Here is a 17,087-nt window from a genome sequence, read left to right as displayed (position 1 = left end):
TGCTGGTATGGTTGCTACAAAGTCAGAAACAAGTAAAAATAGAAAGATTGGCTGCTACTATACCTTTACCAATACAACAAAATAGCCGTCGTCGTCACTTACGGTAATCCGGCTCTTGAAACATTATCAATTAGTGGTGATTGGGGATAGAGAATTTCATGGGATTGAATTAGCCAGTTGGTTGCACCGTCAAGGTTTAAAGTATGTTTTTCGACAAAAAAAGGACACTACTTTTCGGAAAAAAAGGCAAGATTTTCAACCGCTACATACGATTCCACTTTCTCCCGGTGACCGCCGATTTTATCCTGATGTCAATCTCACACAAAATAAAGGGTTTGGTCGTTGTAATTTAGCAGTTTATTGGAAACGAAAATATCGTGGCAAACAAGAGAAAGAGCCTTGGTATTTATCAACTAATCTGACAGATGTATCAACGACTGTCAAAATATATGGTCAACGTTTTGGGATTGAGGCTATGTTTAAAGACTGTAAAACTGGTGGCTATAATCTAGAAGGTTCTCAAGCTTCTCCTGATAGGCTTGTCCGTCTGATTTTATTAATTGCTATAGCAATGACTTCTGCATGGTTACAAGGTCAAAAAACTCAATTTTCTAGACAACAATCTTATGTCTGTCGTCCAAGTGATTTGAACAGAAACAGAAAAAGACATAGTGCTTTCTGGATAGGCTTATACGGATACAATTGGATAATTTCGCTGAATGGGTGTCAGGATTTGGTCTTGGAAATGATGGCTGCCGTTCGCAATAAGCAGGCATTTTATCAGCAGGGGGTGATGGCTATGATGCTTATACAGCAGCCTCTTTAACTTCTTTGTCGCCCCCTCAAGTACAGCACTTGAGGGGGCGACAAAAATGGTAAAAGTATTACTCCCAGAGGGATTGAAGTAACAGACCCTCTCAAAAAAAACGGTTCTTATTGACAATACTATGCGGTTATTAGACAGCTATTAATAAAATTGCTAATTTAGAGATTTAGCATAGAAGTTTATCTATCAAATCATCATAAATTTACCTCTCATTCTTATTGCTACTTATTGACAATACATTCTGATGACATTTTGTCATATTAATGACTGCTCAAAATCTTTTCTCCCTACAAATGTCTGATTTTATTCTTTATTTACATTTTGATTTCAGTAATTACCGCTTGTGACAGTTGAAGGTGCGGAATGTGGGTTCCAAATCAATAAAAAGCCTAGAGGATAAGATTTTTGAATTCCGCCGTACAGTAATAGCTAGCTAACGGCTTCCGCACCATACAATTGAGAACTTTTCTAGGTGAACAGATCAATAATGCTGTCAATGATTGGTTGCATAATTATCTGATATGATATCGAGCGACTTCTTTTCCTACTACATAAACAGATGCGATCGCAGATGGTAAAGGATGGTCAGGAGCTACTAACAGAAAATCAGCATCTAAACCTGGAGCAATTTTACCTTTGCGATCGCTAATTTTGACAGATGCTGCTGGTCGGCTGGAAACTAATGACCATGCTTGTTCAAAAGACATTAACCCTAACTCTTTTAACTTGAAGGGCGCATAAAATAAGGAAGGATAATGGTAATCTGAACAAAGACAATCAAGAACATTATGTTTAACTGCTTCAGCTACACTCATCAAACCCAGGTGAGAGCCACCACGCACTAAGTTAGGCGCACCCATGAGGACAGCGGCACCATATTCACGAGATTTCGCAGCTAAGTCTACATTAGCGGGGAATTCGGCGATCGCTACTTGGCGTTGTTCACTGAGTGCTACCTTTTCCGGGGTGTCATCATCGTGGGAAGCGAGAGAAATACCGTAGGTGTGGGCTAAATCCACCAGTTGTTCTAGTTGAGCGTATCCTTCATGTCGCCGTTCTGTTACTTGTGTGATTAATTGTTCGATTTCTTCTATGGACATAGATGATCTTTGCTTCACACTGTTGAGATATCGGCTAAATCTTTTTTGATTTCCTGGAGGTGGTAAGTGGTCGTTGATCGACAAAATCTGCACGCACCCAGATCCTAGCCAATCACACAACTCTTGATGTCCGGCGATATTCGCTTCTTCATGTCTGATATGAATGCGATGGTTGCAATTTAAAATTTGTTTTCCTATCCCTAAGATGAAGTCAATTAACTTACGAGCAGATTCTCGGCTACGTAAACCTGGTTCGTAGGAGTCGGTGATGGAGCAATAAAAAGTTGTGATCCCTGATGCTAAGAGGTTGCGGTCATTATCTGCGATCGCTATTGGTAGAGGAAAGTTGACTCCGGGGCGGGGACAAATCATTCTTTCAAAAGCATCACCGTGTAAGTCAATAATCCCTGGTAACATCTGGAGTCCTTGAGCATTTACCAGATGAAATCCATCAGGAGTAATTGCCTGATCAATGCTGGTAAATTGCCCATTTTCAATGAGAACCGTAGCATCTTTTAACCACCCATTGGGAGTTAGTGCATTTACTCCTTGGATAGCAATTTTTGTGTTGTTTCGTGTTGATGAATCTAGAATAGTTTGGTTGGTTTTCACTGATTTAACTCACTTTTGGCTGTGCGTGGTAGACCCATTACTGAATTTTCCGTAAATAAAAATACATCTACCCCTTGTGGATAGGCTTGATGATTCTCCATGCAGAATTTGACATAAAAATCGCTGTGGAATGTGTGCAAACCCATCGCCTTCAGACACGGGTTAGTGAGCAATCATCTGTGAAGAAATCGATTTTATAATAGGACTTACGCAAGAACTCTCTGAAACCTCTTGACTTCTCCCTTGGCGCTAAATTACCCCTCAATCAACCCATCTTGTTGGCGGAGTCGGTGAACGTTGATGACACAGGTAATATCATTGAGTATGGTGTAACTGGACTGCGGGGCGATCGCATGGAGTTATTTTTTGAAAATGACTGAAGAAAACCCCTGGGACAAGGAATATGTAATATCTAGATGAGCCACCTTCTCACCTTGGCAGAAAGTAAATCAATCAGACCTGTAGCAATGACCAAAATAATCAGAATTGCACAGACTTTTTGGTATTGAAAAGAACCAAAGCTTTGGTATAATGAAACACCAATACCACCAGCACCGACAATTCCCAAGACAGAAGCAGAACGGACATTAGACTCAAATCTATAGAGAGTAAAAGAAGTCCATAAAGGCATTACTTGAGGAATCACTCCATAAATAACTTCTTGAATGTGACTTGCACCAGTGGCTCTAATTCCTTCTACAGGGCCTGGCTCAATTGATTCTACAGCTTCTGAAAAGAGTTTACCTAAAACGCCGGTAGTATTCACAAATAAGGCTAATACACCAGCAAAAGGCCCTAAACCTACAGCTACTACAAATATTAGTGCAAAGACGATTTCATTAATCGCACGCATAGCATCTAAGACTCGACGTGTCGGTTGTACAACCCAAATTGGACACATATTATTAGATGCTAGGATAGATAGAGGAACAGCTGTAATTGCCGCCATTAAAGTTCCCCAAACTCCCATAGAGATAGTAATGACAGTTTCTGAGAAATAATAATCCCAATCGCTAAAATCTGGCGGAAAATATGCATTTACATATTCCACCATATTCTCTCCTTGTTGTAGCAGTACAGGGAAATTTAACTCACTTTGACGAGAAGAAAAAATCAATGCAGCACCAACCACTAAAAGAAACAAAACTCTTTTAGTGTTCAGAAGTTTTGCCTCTTTTTCTAACATTGCTATTACGGTAGGAGATGCATTAGTAATTATCTTATTTCGTGACGGCACTTTGTTCTAATTCCCATCTAATTTTATTGAATTTCTTGGAGTTGCTGATTGAGTTCTGTTATCTTTTGCTGTTTTTCTGATTCATTCAGATTTGTTTGAGCTTGAATTTCTTGGATATTTTTAGCAATGTCTAATTCTCGAATTGTGTGCCAATTTTTATCTTCAGCCTGTACAAACCTAGAAACTTCAAACGGTGCTAACACTTCAGCATCTTGATAATTATAGAAAAAGTTGCGTAATTTCTCTTTAATATCTGCTGGTAAATCCCGACGATAAACAATTGGATCACTGGGAATTAGTGGTGATTGCCAAATAATTGCAATTTTTTGTCTGGCTGTAGGGTTGGTTCTTTCTAAACGACTTAATGCTTCATTACTGATAGTAGCGACATCTATCTGGTTATTAGCTACAGCCAAAGCTGAGGCTTCATGACTACCAGCAAAGATTAACCGTTTAAAAGCCTTCTTAGGGTCAACATTATTTTGTGTAAAAATATAGTAACTGGGAACTAAAAACCCAGAAGTAGAATTAGGATCATTAAAAGCAAAAGTCAGCTTACCTGCATTGTTAATTATGTATTTATCCCCACCTGCTGCTTTAGCTGACGCAACAATGGGATTATCTTTATTAGTAATTAAATGCGAATAGTAGCCTTTACTACCATCTGCACTCACAACCTGAGCAAAAGCTTCTGCATCAGCGACTTTTGACGCTTGAATATAAGATTTCCCACCTAACCAAGCAGCTTGAACTTTACCAAAACGCATGGCTTCTATCAATGCTGCATACTGTGTAACGTAGAAGGGTTTAATGGGAATCCCAACTTCCTCAGACATAGCAGCAGCGAAGGGTTCCCAGAGAGGTTTTTGATTGGACTGAGATTCTGTAGACAGAACACCAAAGTTAATTTCTTTAATGGTTGCGGCACTATTATCAGTATTAGAAGTACAGGCTGAAAGTAACTTGGCAGTTGCCAAAGTCATAGTAAACAAAGAAGCTTGCTGAATAAATAATCTTCTGTTCATTAGTTAAGTGTCAGTTATAGGATAGAAATAAAAAAATGGGAAATCTGATTTATTCAGGACTTACGCAACAATTGCCAAAAATCTTGATTTATCTAACCGCCAAGTCGCCTTCGCGTAGCGTCTCCCCTTCTCCCAAAGGGAGAGGCTAGCGCCAAGGGAGAAGAACGCCAAGAAAACGTAAATTATGCGTAAGTCCTATTATTATTGCCAATACTGGGTAGTATCTATTGAGCATTGACAGTTAATAGTTCATCGATTTTACAAAATATAGCCACCATTTTTGAAACATCTTTTAATAAGTTTTATCATATTTTGATGGGAATTATAGAATTAGTTCGCCATGTCCTCGCATCACCAGTTCTTCTACTGCTGTACCGTAAATTTGATTGAGCTTGTTGTCATCTAGTTCTAAAGTTGCACCATCAAATATTATTTCTCCATCTCTGAGAGCGATCGCCCGATTAAAGTAACTATGCAACACTTGAATCTGATGTAAGGAAGTTACTACGGTGATTCCGCTTTGGCGATTTAGCTGCACAAGTAACTCCATGACTTTACGCGCCGACTCAGGATCTAGGGAAGCAATGGGTTCATCAGCCAGGATAATTTTCGCTCCTTGCACTAAACAGCGAGCGATCGCCACTCTTTGCTGTTGTCCTCCAGAAAGCAGAGATGCCCGTTTATAAGCGTGTTCAATAATGCCTACTCGTTCTAGTACAGCAAGAGCGCGAAGTTTTTCTTCTTTAGTAAATAAATGTAATGTTGAGCGTAAAATAGACAATCTTGCTAAGTTACCAATAAGAACGTTTTCTAGAACTGTCAGCCGATTGACTAAATTAAACTGTTGAAATATACAGCCTATGTAGCTTCGTAGAAACCTAATTTTAGAAGATGCTTTTCCTTTGCTTTGTAAAACGGTGTCAAAAATATGAACCGTGCCGGCATCTCCAATCTGTAAACCATTTATGTGCCGCAAAAGTGTAGATTTGCCTGAGCCAGATGCACCTATAAGGGTAACCATTTCTCCTTCATTAATTTTGCATGATATGTGTTTTAGTGCTGTCTTACCTTTAAAACTCTTGGAAAGATTACTAATTTTTATAGTCACTGTACTTGTTGTTCTTTAACACCTGCTCTACTTATAAAATTAGCATTATTTGGTTAAGAAACAATTAAGCAAAGGATAAATTCATGTTTAACCTCTTTTGCGGAATTCCCCATCCCCTTATCTAAAGCTAAAAATCGAGTCTTATTTACTTTAGTATCTTCTAGATTATAACCACCGATTTTACAATCCTTGAAGAATTGCTCAATTCCCCATCGGCATATATAGAGACATAAAGTTTATTGAAGATTTTGCAGACTCGTTTAAATATACCAAGGTGATTTTGATCCTTTTTTTCGATATTTTCTCTTCCAATAAACAGCAATATTAAATAAACCGTGAGTTGATGTTTTTTAGTTCGCTCTACTCTGGGGTCTTTGATATCCGCAAAATGTCCCACTCAACTCTGTTGAATACTGCCAATGTCTGCCACTTGTGTTGACTTTCTCTGACCACTAGAATTTTTGGGAGCATCAGCAGATTTAGTTTCAAAGCCTTGTGACATCAACCTGACTCCTAATATTGGTGACAACAGCATTGAAGTTTTCTCATTTCTTTTGCTCAGTTGTCAAGTACGTTTTTGCTCCAGTTCTTTATGCTTATCTTCTTTGATTTTTCAAGTTCTTATTATACCAATTTAGATGAGCTTACCCTGGTTTGTGGCGTAGCTTTAGCAATCATTATTCCCCACACAAGACTAAAACGAAATTTAGTTGTACGCTCTATATCAAATTGTGCAGAGGTTAGTAAACTATGTAACTCTTTTTGAGTGTAACACTGCTTATAAGCAGGGTCAACGAACTTCAATATAAAATCACATATTTGACACGATAAATAATCTTTACACCAATCTAAAATAAATACTTTACCTTCTGGTTTTAAAACACGTCTTATTTCGATTAATGCAGCATTAGGGTCATCAAAATAATGAAATGCACTGGCAGATACAATTACATCAAAACTATTATTTGCAAATGGTAAATTTAACACACTTGCATTCTGAAATGAGACATGAGAATAAGTACGACATTTCTGTTTAGCTACGAGGAGCATTGCTTCGGAAATGTCTACTCCAGTCATCATTTGCTGTGGATTTTCGGTTAGTAATAATTGCTCAAACTCTCCTGTTCCACAGCCAATATCAAGCACTGTTGCTTCTGGTGCAATCTCTGCCCAAATTTTAAAAATAGATAATGTCTTGGCAATGTAAGTATTCCAACGCTGGTCATATAAATCTGCTATCTGGTCATATTGTTTGCGAATTACTGTTTCACTCATAGCTATTTTTTGTTGGATGATGGATATCAATAGATAATAGAGTTATATCTGTAGTATCAACCCGCACTTCATTGACAATGCTATAGATAAATTTTTCAAATAGCTGGGAATATATCAAAATGTAACAATATTATCTAAGGTTCAGGTTAATTCATTTAACAACATTTGAGTAAATTGGTGGACTGGACTATTAACAGATAAGCTACTGCGCCGGATGACAAATAATTCTTTGCGTAAGGTTTTGCCATCTACATCTATAGGAATGGCGTGTAGTAACCCTGCTTGTACCTCTTGAGTAACAGATTTTGACAGCACAATTGAAACTCCTAACCCTGCTTGTACAGCTCGTTTGACAGCTTCTGTGCTACCTAATTGCATGGAAATTCGTATCTTGTGAACTTGCTCACCAAAGAATTGTTGTAGCAAGCGCCCAGTACCTGTGCCTCTTTCTCCACCTAACATTTCGATATTTTCTAGATGAGCTTTGGGTACTTTTGGCAAATTCCGCCAAGGATGAATCGGTGGCACTATGAAGACAAGTTCTTCACTTTGCCAAAGTTGCGCTGTAAACCCAGGACGGTTATCCCACCACTCCATCAAGGCTATATCTACTAATCCAATTTCTAGCTGGTTAGCGATCGCCGGATTAGTATCAATTACTAAATCAACTTCATCGGAGTTACCATACTGTTCCAAATGATATTTTAAATACGGGGGTAAGAGGTAGATACCAATATTAGAACTCGCCCCAATTCTCAATTCTGTGGATTTTAGGGCTGAAACTGCTCTTTGTGTCACCAAAATTAGACTTTCAGCATAGGGAAGTAATTTCTGTGCCGCAGGAGTCAATTGATTACCCTTGCGATCGCGGATAATCAGTTGAGTGTTTAAAGATGTTTCTAACTTTTTAATGTGTTGTGAGACAGCAGGTTGAGAAATTCCCAGATGTTTGGCAGCTTGGTGAAAACTCCCTGTGTGGACAACGGCTAAAAAACTTTCTACGTACTCGAAGTTCATATGTGCAAGAGGCTGGGGGACAAAGAAGATCAGGAGAAAAAAAAGGGAACAATTTTTCTGCCTATTCCCAATCCCTAGTACAAGTCGGCGTAAATAAACAGACTATTCAATAGGACTTACGCACAAATTACGGAATAACGAACCACACCAGACGCAGAGGACACAGAGGAATAAGGGTTTGAGAGGGTTTTTGCGTAAGTCCTGTTCAAAATCAATGACAAACCTCTATAATAAGCTTTTTGATTTTTAACTTCACGGCGGTACTAGTCCTTAAGACAATTAACTGCTCCCTGTGGCTTTTGACCTTGCAGGGCTTGCAGAATATTTTGGGCGGATTCTAGGGCAATGTTCCGCCGTAGATCATCAACGGCAGACCCAATATGGGGAGTGAGAAAGGTTTGATTGGTGTTTTCTAATAATGACTGGGGTATGGTGTGGGGGCGATCGCTACGATACCAATCTTCCATTTCAAACACGTCGGCAGCGTAGCCTGCTAAGTGTCCAGACTCTAAAGCTTGACACACAGCTTGCTCATCAACCACGGAACCACGACCGGGGTTAATTAAAAAGCTGCCTGGCTTCATTTTGGCTAAGGTGTTGACGTTGATTAAATGAAAGGTTGCTGGTTGCAGAGGTACTACCAACACGACAAAATCACTTAACTCAATCAAAGTATCGAAAGGTACTCGTGATAAATTCCCGATGGCCTCTTGTTCTGGGGTTAAAGCCACCGGATCGCTGTAAAGTAACCGCATCTCAAAACCCGCCAGACGTTGAGCGATCGCTTTGCCTAATGCACCCATACCCACAATTCCCAAGGTACGATTTGCTAGCCCTAGACTGTAAAGTTGGGGTCGCCAACCTGCAAATTTACCTGTGCGAATCAGGCGATCGCCTGTTAACATCTGTCGTGATAACCCAATTAATAACCCAATGGTAATTTCGGCAGTTGGTGCAGACAACAAAGAAGGCACAATCGTAAACCAGACACCGCAACGGGTACAGGCATCAATATCAAAATTATCATAGCCTTTGAGGGCAGCTCCAATCACTTTTAGCTGGGGACACTCTCGCAAAAAAGCTTCATCAATGGTGTCTGGCATAAATACCATCAATGCGTCAGCATTTTTAGCCCGTTGCAGAATTTCCTCACGAGATAAAGATTCTTGATTGGGATTAGCAATCACCTCACAATTAGGTTCAAGAAGTTCAATCACTTCTGGATGCACCCAGTTCGTAATCACAACCTTTGGCTTCATGGTATTTCCTCAAGCTAACCGTCTGCGTAAATAGCCACTGAAACTATCTACCAATATCACCATCATCAAAATGATGAGTAGTATTGCTGATACTTCTTCATACCTAAGAACACGTAAAGAACCAATTAATTCAAACCCTATACCGCCTGCCCCGACTGCACCCATGATAGTAGAAGCGCGAAAGTTATATTCCCAACGATATAAGGTTACATCTAGCATTTGCGGCAAAACTTGCGGTAAAATGCTGTGATATATTACCTGAATCTTGTTTGCACCAGATGCCTGTGCTGCTTCGATTGGTGCAGAGTGTACGTGTTCGATATACTCAGCAAAAAACTTACCCACCATTCCAATCGAATGAAACCCAACTGCTAATGCTCCTGGCAATGCACCAAACCCCACCGCAGCTACTAAAATAATCCCCATAATCAGTTCTGGCACAGCCCGTAAACCATTGAGAATCAGACGTGCTAGCTGAAACACAACCAGATGGGGTGTAGTATTACCAGCTGCTAGTAGTGATAAAGGTAGAGAAAAAGCAACTGCGATCGCAGTTCCAGCAACACTCATAGCCAAGGTGTCAAACAGTGGTTTAATCCAGTTGATAGCCGAACTAAAATCAGGCGGTAGCATCTGGCCAATTAAATTTATCCCACTAGGCACACCTTCAGCCAATCGTTCCCAATCAAAAAGACCAACTAAGAAGAAAGATATCATCACAATTACTACAACAATAGCTACTTGCAGTAAATGCTTATATCTCTGTTGTCTTTGTTGTTTTAACAGAGGTTCAAATTTTTGATAACTATTGGTTGTCATAAAACTCGATTAAATAGGTAGGAGGGAAAAGGGGAAAAGCAGTACGTGATCTCAGAATCATATCTTTGAACCCAGAAAAAGCCAATTTTTTTTGTTAAATTAGTCCCTATTTAATTTAACTTTTCAAAATCCAAATTCAAGATTTTCCCTAAATCCCTAACTACATCATAATCTTGATCTGTAATAGCATCAAAACCATCTGCTTTAAAAGCTTTGAGGATTTCTTCATCCTTCAGTTCAACAAATGCTGAAGTAATTTTTGCCTTTAGCTCTGGCTTCAAATCTGAGCGCATTGTCCAAGGATATTGAGGAAATGGTTGAGATTCTGCCAACACTTTGACTTTGTTACTATCAATAACTTTCCGCTCAATTAAAGATTCAAAAATAGGCTTACTCAAGCCCCCAATTTGAGCATTGTTATTTTGAACTGCTAGAGCAACTGCATCATGAGAACCAACGAAGGCTTCTTGATAATCTTTTTTCGGTTGTAAACCCTTATCAGCAATCATTGATTTGGGAATTAAATGACTAGAAGTAGAAGCTTGATCACCGTATGCTACTGTTTTTCCTGCCGCTTGCTCAATAGAATTTACACCACTTTTGACACTAGCAATAATCACTGATTTATAGGTGGTCTCACCGTCTTTTTTTAAGGCTGCGAAGGGTTCAATATTACTTTTAGTTTTAGCTAAAACATAGGAAAGTGGTCCAAAGTAAGCTAGTTCTAAACGTCCATTACTTGCCGCTTCGATCATGGAAGAATAGTCAGTGGTGACAACTAATTCAATATCTTTACCTAACTTTTCTTCTAAATATTTTTCTAATCCCTGATTATTTTTGATGATGGTTGAAGCATTTTCATCTGGTAAAAGAGCTACCTTTAAAGTATCGGGGTCAGATACACTAGGGTCAACCGCAGGTGCGATATTAGCACTAGGAGAAGCAGAACCATTCGTAGCAGTGTTGTTAGATGCTTGACAGCCAACTAAGGCCAATACAGCAACAACTGTGAGGAATTTTTTTTGAATTGCGATCGCCATAAAGATTCTCCTGATATATCAAATAGTATGTAAAGTCTTGAGGGATTGAGGGCTGGGAATAATACCTTATCTTCTGCCTACTCTATGAGAGGCTTTGCCAAATGCCTTCTCGGTCAATTCTTCTGCATCATCTAGGTGAATATTTTCGGTGTTGCCATAGATGCGATTAAGTTCGGACTCCTCAATATCTGCGGCATTACCATCAAAAACTACATGACCTTGAGATATACCAATTATCCTGTCTGCATAGGTTTTAGCTAAATCTACTTGGTGTAGACTCATAATTGCCGCAATGCCATCTTCTTGACAAATTTGACGTAGAAAAGAAATCACCTTGTGGGAACTAGCAGGGTCAAGGCTGGCAACCGGCTCATCTGCCAGAATTAACCGGGGTTGCTGCGCCAACGCACGCGCAATACCTACCCGTTGCTGTTGACCACCACTGAGATTATCTACCCGTGCTAAAGCTTTATTTAACAGTCCTACTCTGTCTAAACACTCCAAGGCTATATATTTGTCAGCTTTGGGTAATGGGAAAAAGCTCCTCAGAGTTGAGTGATAGGCTAAACGACCAGTCAGCACATTTTGTAGTGCAGTTTGTCTACCAATTAACTGGTGCTGCTGAAAAATCATCCCTGTGCGCTGGCGATGCTGATGCAATACTTTGGGTTCATTGAGTTTGCGCCAACCTTCTACTGTGATAGACCCTGCCATTGGTTGGATTAGTCCATTTAAACACCGTAGCAACGTTGATTTACCTGAACCAGAAGCTCCCAAGATGACTGTAAATTCTCCTGGGTTAAAGTTTAAAGAAACCGACTGGAGGGCTTGAACTCCGCCAGGATAAGTTACACTCAAGCGATCAAGCTGAATTATCATCCTAGAAAAATTCCTCTATCTTATACAATCCACAAGCAGTTGATTTGAAAATGTAATCAAAACGTCAGTTGAATAACAATACGTTATTACTTTTATTCAAAGGTTAGGTTAACAATTGTGTTCTTTTAGGTTAAAAACAAAAATATTGGCTAAAGCAGTTTGAGTGAGTTTGAGAAAGCGATCGCCAGAATGCTCTAGTCTGACCCATCGAACCAATGATATTAGGTGATTTCTAACAATACCTTAGCCAAAATAAGAGCCTTGATAATTTTTGGCAAAAATGGCAAAAACAAGCATACATAAGCGTTTCGAGAAAAAGGTTGTTTAGAATCTAAAACCCTTATCCTACCGTCAATACATTAAAAAACCCTTGTGGGAAACCTTCAAGGAATTTTTAGGACTGATTGTTTTTGCCAAGCCTAGCAAGAAACGGGAGTTCATGGTTGAAGCATTATCATCTCACCCTCGTAATTTGGCTAAGGTATTGAATTGGGGAGCTTTTTTATTGGGAGGTTTCTGGAGTATTGGTAACAAGGTTTGGATTGGTCTTTTATGCTGTATACCTTATATAGGCTTTGTGATGTTAATTATCCTCGGAATTAAAGGTAATGAATGGGCATGGAAAAGCCGTAGATGGTCTAGTGTTGAGGCTTTTAAAGCTAACCAAAGGACATGGGGAACGGTTGGTCTATGTTTGACAGCTTTCTTTGTTGTGATAGGTTTTTTAATTGGTTTAAGCGGGGTTTAAAACTTTAGTCATAGCTTTGAAAACTATTCGTGGCAACCAAAAACCCCGGTTTTTCAAACAAAGCGGGGTTCTTAATTATGGCAATTTTATAAGGTTAGGTAGTCACAAAGCATCAAGTTTTGAGTTCATCTAAACACTCATCTCTAACATCCGTTGCATTGGTCGCAGCGCGGCCAGGCGGATATCCTCTGACATGGTAATTTCAGGAGTACGATTTTTCATTGCTAAATATAATTTTTCCAGTGTATTTAATCGCATAAATGGACATTCGTTACAAGCACAGTTATTCAATGGTGGGGCAGGAATAAAGTGCTTGTCGGGAGCCAGTTTTTGCATTTGGTGAATGATACCTGGCTCTGTAGCCACGATGAATTCTTTTGTAGGGCTGTTTTGAGTATATTTGAGTAAAGCGGCTGTTGAGCCGATAAAACTGGCATGGCGTAATACACTACTTTCACATTCCGGGTGAGCGATCGCCTCTGCTTCAGGGTGTGTAATTTTTAACCGCACAATTTTCTTTTCAGAAAAAGTTTCATGGACAATACAGCTACCTTGCCAAAGCAGCAAATCTCGTCCAGTTTGTTCCATGACATACCGTCCCAAGTTCCGATCCGGGGCAAAAATAATCGGCTGTGTGGGTGGTATTTGTTGCACAATCTTGACAGCGTTGGAACTGGTGCAGATGATATCGCTCATGGCTTTAATCTGGGCCGAGCAGTTGATGTATGAAATTACCAAATGATCTGGATGCGCTGCTTTAAAAGCTGCAAAGGCTTCTGGTGGACAACTGTCCGCTAAAGAACAACCAGCATCTAAATCTGGTAAAAGCACCAATTTATCAGGATTCAGGATCTTTGCTGTCTCTGCCATGAAGTGAACACCAGCGAAGACAATCACATCTGCATTGGTCTGGGCTGCGGCTTTGGCCAATTGTAATGAATCCCCAATAAAGTCGGCGATATCCTGAATATCCGGTTCTTGATAATAATGCGCCAAAATTACCGCGTTGAGTTCTTTTTTGAGAGTCTCAATGGCAGTAAACAAATCTAGCGGTAGTCCACCCGGTTGGGTTGGGTTGGGTTGAGGTAGTGCAGTGGTAAACACAGTTAGGGGTTGCTTTAAGTTGCAAGTTGTTCTCCTGTGGATTCAATTATAGTAGTTTTTACCAAAAATAGGAGAGGGTGGATGTCCCCTCATTTGTGTCCAAATTCGACGGAGTTTCATATCCTGGAGATAGACGGCAAGGAAAGTGGCATGACCAGTCAAAAAACGAAATCAATAACCCTGAAGATTGCTGTGGTTGGAGATGTTCACGACCAATGGGAATTAGAAGATGGCATGGCACTCAAGCATCTGGGTGTGGACTTAGTGCTGTTTGTGGGCGATTTTGGTAATGAATCGGTGGATGTGGTCAGAGCGATCGCCTCCCTGGACATTCCCAAAGCCGCAGTCATGGGAAACCACGATGCCTGGTACACTGCCACGGAATGGGGACGCAGGAAATGTCCTTATGACCGTTCTAAGTCAGATTGGGTACAGGAACAACTCGATTTATTAGGAGCTGCCCATGTAGGTTACAGTCAGCTGGATTTTCCCGCCTGGAATTTAACTGTGGTGGGGGGTCGTCCCTTTACCTGGGGCGGTCCTGAGTGGAAATTTGCGAACATCTTGGCAGAACGTTATGGTGTGACAAGTATGGCAGAATCCGCCGACCGGATCGTGAAAGCTGTCAACAGTGCGGCTCATGAAACGATTATTTTTCTAGGTCACAATGGTCCGAGTGGTTTAGGCGATCGCCCCGAAGACCCCTGCGGTAAGGACTGGCATCCCATCGGTGGTGACTTTGGCGACCCTGACCTGGGGGCGGCGATTTCTCAGACCCTCACGGCTGGTAAAACCATTCCTCTGGTAACATTTGGTCATATGCACCGCACTCTCAGACACACCAAAAAAGTGCAGCGCAAAGCTGTATTTAGAAGTCCAGAGGGAACAATTTACTTGAACGCGGCAACTGTACCCAGGATTTTGGAAAATCAGGGCCAGAAGCTGCGTAGTTTTTCCATTGTTTCCCTGGAAGCAGGTGAGGTTTCACAAGTCTCCCAAGTTTGGATAGGTCATAATTTCCAGGTGAATTTAGAGGAAATTTTGTACGAGCGATCGCTACGCCAACCGGAGGCTTTCGCTTAGTGTCTCCTAGATATTTGCCTTTAGTAGTGCAATTTGCGTAGATGATGAGCAAGTCCTAAGTTGACAATTTCATAAACAAAACTATACTTATATTGACAAAAATCAATATATATTTTAGGAAAAAATCAACTACTTGATATATAATACGGTGATATCAAGTATTGAATTGAGACTATTGCCGACGCGAAAACCAAGCAATGATGGTGGTAGTCTTTTTCAGAAACTTAATTGGAACACAATCGCGTCTGGCTAAGGCGTGAAAGTCTACTGAGGGATAACTGCTCCCATGCTCCCGTTGAAGTAGAAAGTAAAGTCTAGTTTTGTCTAGGTTTTATATAGCAGATATAGTATGATCTGTCAGCTTGTTAATTTTCGACAAAGGCGCTATACTGCTGTATTGTCGTAGGTTAACTAAAAGCTCGACAGTTTTATTGGAGAGGTGGCAGAGTGGTCGATTGCGTCCGACTTGAAATCGGATGAGGCTAAAACCTCCGGGAGTTCGAATCTCCCCCTCTCCGTTGAATAAATTATGCAAATGAATGCATAAAAATCATTTGGTCAAGTGCAGATCATAAATCTTAATATTCATGCCCGAAAAGTTCTACATGACACCAGTCTTTGCATTTAATCTCATAAAATTGTAGTTGTCCGTAGTCAAACGTAGCTATACCCGTCACTACAATGAACCTTAGTAATATCTTTCATTGTTGAAAATTCAACTCTAAAACCATTGATAACAATCTCACATCCGTTTTTTGTGGGAGTTTTAACACGACTTACATACTTTCCAGAAGTTATGTTTTTACGATCTTTGTGCAAAGTAGCCTTAACAAAATCTCCTGTAGAAACATGAGTGAATATTTTTTTAGGCTCAGTGCAAGGAAAACCAAATTTATTGATCCTACAGAATCTTCTGCAACTATGCCCCGTGCTTTTTACTGTTAAAATTTTTGTTGTCAGTATTTTGAGAGTTTCAACTTTTCCTACACAAGCAGCATCAATCCAATGAGTTTTAGGCAATCCTAAACGAGTTCTATTAAACTTAGTTAAACCTCCTGAACCTGTTGTTATAGGTAATCCAGTTTCTTTTAACTTATTAAATAAAGCCCATCTCGTTGAATTTACAGCAGACGCATCTTTTAGTGGACGCTTGGCTTGGGATAAAATTTGCTTCAACAACTCAGGCTTTTTTGCTAAAAACTTCTCAATATCTTGAGTACCTTTTTTGATATTGCATTTCTCACAAGCTAGACACAAATTAGAAATTCTATTAGTTCCTCCTTTGGCTTTTGGTTTAATATGCTCAACTTGTAAAGGGACATTTTCCGCAGTACAGTATGCACATTTTCTATTCCATTTATTCAAAAGATATTCACGGACTTCATACCCTTGTAACTCTCCCTGTTGATACTCAAAGCCTGATATCTCCGGGTTTTCTAGCTGCTGTAGGTCAAACCTAGCAAGCTCTTGAACTATGTCAGTTATTGGGGCAAAATTACATAATCTTTTAACCCAAGTGTTAATAGTTAAAACTCTATGGCTTAAAGAAGGTGCTAACCAACCTTGAGGTTTAGTGCGGTTAAGAAATCTAGCTTGACGATAACGAGTATGTCTAGAACGTCTTCCTCGCCTTACTCCTTTTCGAGTTTCTAGGCTTTCTTTAATAGCTAAACCTCTGTGTTGTAATTCCATACCCCAGATGACTTTATTATTTTGAACTAACGCAAAACCTGTAGTTTTACTCCCTGGATCTATTTTTAATTCAATCGGTTGAGTTGGAACTTCAGATTTAGGTTCTTTCAAAATTATGGTAAATGGAAATCTTCTAAATACAGCAGCTTTTTGTTGATTTAATAAAAAACGTGCATCTCCTGGATGAATTGGAGTAAGTGGTTTTTTGTTGGTATCAAGAACTAGAACAAAATTAGACATTTAAATTTCACCTTTTCAGGGTA

17 protein-coding genes, 1 tRNA gene and 1 pseudogene are annotated in these 17,087 nt (G+C 39.8%); 4 read left to right on the top strand and 15 right to left on the bottom strand.

Annotated elements, in window-relative coordinates; genetic code table 11:
• The first annotated feature begins 115 nt into the window (after positions 1-115).
• Positions 116-826 (top strand): IS4 family transposase, encoded by a 711-nt coding sequence (locus tag NSP_RS15600; RefSeq protein WP_006198979.1) that lies wholly within the window; start codon positions 116-118, stop codon positions 824-826.
• 512 nt (positions 827-1,338) lie between these two features.
• Here the strand turns inward: NSP_RS15600 and NSP_RS15595 are convergent.
• From NSP_RS15595 to phnC (NSP_RS15540), 13 genes and pseudogenes are all read right to left on the bottom strand, one after another.
• The gene (locus tag NSP_RS15595; protein WP_006198978.1) at positions 1,339-2,538 is read right to left on the bottom strand and encodes an alpha-D-ribose 1-methylphosphonate 5-triphosphate diphosphatase; all 1,200 of its coding nucleotides are present in this window, start codon (positions 2,536-2,538) and stop codon (positions 1,339-1,341) included.
• Positions 2,535-2,684: a phosphonate C-P lyase system protein PhnH gene (locus NSP_RS15590; protein ID WP_269454102.1), complete on the bottom strand. Its 150-nt coding sequence runs from the start codon at positions 2,682-2,684 to the stop codon at positions 2,535-2,537. The genes NSP_RS15595 and NSP_RS15590 overlap by 4 nt, the downstream gene beginning before the upstream one ends.
• A gap of 266 nt (positions 2,685-2,950) precedes the next feature.
• Positions 2,951-3,724: a phosphonate ABC transporter, permease protein PhnE gene (gene phnE / locus NSP_RS15585; protein WP_006198976.1), complete on the bottom strand. Its 774-nt coding sequence runs from the start codon at positions 3,722-3,724 to the stop codon at positions 2,951-2,953.
• A gap of 74 nt (positions 3,725-3,798) precedes the next feature.
• Entirely contained in the window at positions 3,799-4,800 is a 1,002-nt protein-coding gene (gene phnD / locus NSP_RS15580) for a phosphonate ABC transporter substrate-binding protein (RefSeq protein WP_006198975.1), read from the bottom strand.
• Positions 4,801-5,122: 322 nt separating this feature from the next.
• The gene (gene phnC / locus NSP_RS15575; RefSeq protein ID WP_082209969.1) at positions 5,123-5,908 is read right to left on the bottom strand and encodes a phosphonate ABC transporter ATP-binding protein; all 786 of its coding nucleotides are present in this window, start codon (positions 5,906-5,908) and stop codon (positions 5,123-5,125) included.
• 122 nt (positions 5,909-6,030) lie between these two features.
• Positions 6,031-6,243 (bottom strand): annotated as a pseudogene (locus NSP_RS26965) (IS4 family transposase); the annotation flags it as partial.
• Positions 6,244-6,305: 62 nt separating this feature from the next.
• Positions 6,306-6,443: a hypothetical protein gene (locus NSP_RS26030; RefSeq protein WP_158442630.1), complete on the bottom strand. Its 138-nt coding sequence runs from the start codon at positions 6,441-6,443 to the stop codon at positions 6,306-6,308.
• Between the two features lie 89 nt (positions 6,444-6,532).
• A complete protein-coding gene (locus tag NSP_RS15565) occupies positions 6,533-7,183 on the bottom strand; it encodes a class I SAM-dependent methyltransferase (RefSeq protein WP_006198881.1) in 651 nt (216 codons plus the stop codon).
• A 141-nt stretch (positions 7,184-7,324) separates the two neighbouring features.
• Positions 7,325-8,200, bottom strand: a complete 876-nt coding sequence (locus NSP_RS15560; RefSeq protein ID WP_006198880.1) for a LysR family transcriptional regulator — start codon at positions 8,198-8,200, stop codon at positions 7,325-7,327.
• Positions 8,201-8,463: 263 nt separating this feature from the next.
• A complete protein-coding gene (locus tag NSP_RS15555; protein ID WP_006198879.1) occupies positions 8,464-9,459 on the bottom strand; it encodes a phosphonate dehydrogenase in 996 nt (331 codons plus the stop codon).
• Positions 9,460-9,468: 9 nt separating this feature from the next.
• Positions 9,469-10,278 (bottom strand): phosphonate ABC transporter, permease protein PhnE, encoded by an 810-nt coding sequence (gene phnE / locus NSP_RS15550; RefSeq protein ID WP_006198878.1) that lies wholly within the window; start codon positions 10,276-10,278, stop codon positions 9,469-9,471.
• A 110-nt stretch (positions 10,279-10,388) separates the two neighbouring features.
• A complete protein-coding gene (gene phnD, locus NSP_RS15545) occupies positions 10,389-11,318 on the bottom strand; it encodes a phosphate/phosphite/phosphonate ABC transporter substrate-binding protein (protein WP_006198877.1) in 930 nt (309 codons plus the stop codon).
• A 66-nt stretch (positions 11,319-11,384) separates the two neighbouring features.
• Complete coding sequence (gene phnC, locus NSP_RS15540) at positions 11,385-12,197, bottom strand: phosphonate ABC transporter ATP-binding protein (protein ID WP_006198876.1); 813 nt, start codon at positions 12,195-12,197, stop codon at positions 11,385-11,387.
• Positions 12,198-12,636: 439 nt separating this feature from the next.
• On the opposite strand from phnC (NSP_RS15540), the gene NSP_RS15535 reads away from it, so the two are divergent.
• Positions 12,637-12,945 carry a hypothetical protein gene (locus tag NSP_RS15535; protein ID WP_231859481.1) on the top strand — a complete coding sequence of 103 codons (309 nt, stop codon included), beginning with the start codon at positions 12,637-12,639 and terminating at the stop codon, positions 12,943-12,945.
• A gap of 129 nt (positions 12,946-13,074) precedes the next feature.
• On the opposite strand, the gene nadA is transcribed toward NSP_RS15535, so the two are convergent.
• Positions 13,075-14,049, bottom strand: a complete 975-nt coding sequence (gene nadA / locus NSP_RS15530) for a quinolinate synthase NadA (RefSeq protein WP_006198874.1) — start codon at positions 14,047-14,049, stop codon at positions 13,075-13,077.
• A 150-nt stretch (positions 14,050-14,199) separates the two neighbouring features.
• On the opposite strand from nadA, the gene NSP_RS15525 reads away from it, so the two are divergent.
• Both NSP_RS15525 and NSP_RS15520 read left to right on the top strand, forming a co-directional pair.
• Positions 14,200-15,132 (top strand): TIGR04168 family protein, encoded by a 933-nt coding sequence (locus NSP_RS15525; RefSeq protein WP_006198873.1) that lies wholly within the window; start codon positions 14,200-14,202, stop codon positions 15,130-15,132.
• 433 nt (positions 15,133-15,565) lie between these two features.
• A tRNA-Ser gene (locus tag NSP_RS15520) sits at positions 15,566-15,650 on the top strand.
• Positions 15,651-15,786: 136 nt separating this feature from the next.
• Here NSP_RS15520 and iscB read toward each other — a convergent pair.
• Complete coding sequence (iscB, locus tag NSP_RS15515; protein WP_006194169.1) at positions 15,787-17,064, bottom strand: RNA-guided endonuclease IscB; 1,278 nt, start codon at positions 17,062-17,064, stop codon at positions 15,787-15,789.
• Positions 17,065-17,087 lie beyond the last annotated feature (23 nt).

The organism is Nodularia spumigena CCY9414 (genome assembly GCF_000340565.2).
Classification (GTDB): domain Bacteria; phylum Cyanobacteriota; class Cyanobacteriia; order Cyanobacteriales; family Nostocaceae; genus Nodularia; species Nodularia spumigena.
The sequence above is the reverse complement of the archived record's forward strand: the minus strand, read 5'-3'. Positions and strand labels throughout refer to the sequence as shown.